Source organism: Eggerthella sp. (assembly GCF_048329335.1).
Classification (GTDB): Bacteria; Actinomycetota; Coriobacteriia; order Coriobacteriales; family Eggerthellaceae; genus Eggerthella; species Eggerthella lenta.
In genome coordinates, this window is sequence record NZ_DBFEGU010000238.1 from 1 (window position 1) to 1,430 (window position 1,430).

The 1,430-nt window shown below is 68.3% G+C and carries 1 protein-coding gene and 1 pseudogene; both read right to left on the reverse strand.

What is annotated here, in order from left to right:
• Positions 1-585 (reverse strand): annotated as a pseudogene (locus ACMO6A_RS07805) (vanomycin resistance protein VanB); the annotation flags it as partial.
• A gap of 3 nt (positions 586-588) precedes the next feature.
• Positions 589-1,242 (reverse strand): CDP-alcohol phosphatidyltransferase family protein, encoded by a 654-nt coding sequence (locus ACMO6A_RS07810; RefSeq protein WP_009306984.1) that lies wholly within the window; start codon positions 1,240-1,242, stop codon positions 589-591.
• Positions 1,243-1,430 lie beyond the last annotated feature (188 nt).

Here is a 1,430-nt window from a genome sequence, read left to right on the forward strand (position 1 = left end):
GCCTTGGGCCAGGCGCGCGCCGTAGACCTCGTCGATGAGGGCGGCCAGCTCGTCGGCCGTCTTTCCGGCGGCGTCGATCTGCCCCACCCGCACGCCGGGGTAAGCTTTGTTCGCGTTTACGGCGAAGTCCGCAACGCCGAAGACGAGCAGCGCCGCGCACACGAAGACCACGGCGAGCGCGATGCGGCTGCGCGCCACGAGAGCCGCGAGCGCGCGGAACAACGTCGCAAGCCCCTTGCCGACCAGGGCGAGCAAGGACAGCAGCACGCCGCCGACTGCGCCGAGCGCTCGGCGCGCGGCTCCTCCTGCGAGATTCGAGCGTGGCGCCTCCTTCGTCCAGACGGCGGGCGTGTTGTAGGAACGGGAACCGCGCGGCCGTTGCGCGGAAGAACGAGTCTGCCGCGACCCCTTGCCCGCGTTCGTCCCGCCGCGGCGGGGCGGCATCGTCGGAGCGCGCCGCGGCGCGGAGGCGGCGGGACGCTGGGGGGCGCGCTCGCGCATCTCGCGCGCAGATGGCGCTCGGCGAGCAGGATCGGGTCGTCCGGTGCGGCTCGCGTTCGCTTTTCTGGGCGTCCGGGCGGCCATGCGCTACCGCGTGCTCTCCGCCTGCGCATCCTTGACAGCACGCAGCTTCCGCAGTGCCGCAGCGATGTAATACGCGGTAGTGACCAGCCCCAGCGCAAGTCCGGCATATACGAACCAGATGCCCCACGAACAGGGCAGCCCGTTCAAACCCGGCAACCAAGCCGCGTCCACGAGACCGAGTCCCGGTACGAGCGGCCAGTTCAGCAGCAGGCCGGCGAAGCCGACGAACAAGAGCGTCGTGGCCACCTTGCCCGGAAAGATGACGGCCACGCGCACGCGAAAGCGCTTGAGCAGCACCGCGCCGCCCATGAGCAGCAGCAGATCGCGCACGAGCACCACGAGGATGATCCACAGCGGCAGACGTCCCACGAGGAACAGGCCGCACACGCCCGAGATCATGAGGATGCGGTCGACCGCCGGATCGAGCAGCTGGCCCAGACGGGACACGGCATTCGTCCGGCGGGCGATCTGCCCGTCGATCCAGTCGGTGCCCGCTGCCAGCGCGTACAGCAGCGTAGCCGCGACGTTGAAACCGTTGAGAAGCAGCACAAGGAAGACGGGCACGAGGCACAGCCTGACGAACGAGATGATGTTCGGCACGGTGAAGATGCGGTCGCTCACCTGGTCGGCTGCGCAGCCCTCATCCTTCTGTCCCATACGAGCATCCTTCCCTTCCGCGCCGTCTCTCGACGCAAAAACCGGGCCATGCGCTCGGGCCCGGTAGAACGTGTTCCGATTTGCACCATTCTAGCAGGTTTCCCCAGAACCCCGTCCTTGTTCACGTCTTCAACGGGATTTCCATTCGCCCGCGCACCTCGCGCGACGACGGCCAGAGAGTTCCCCTC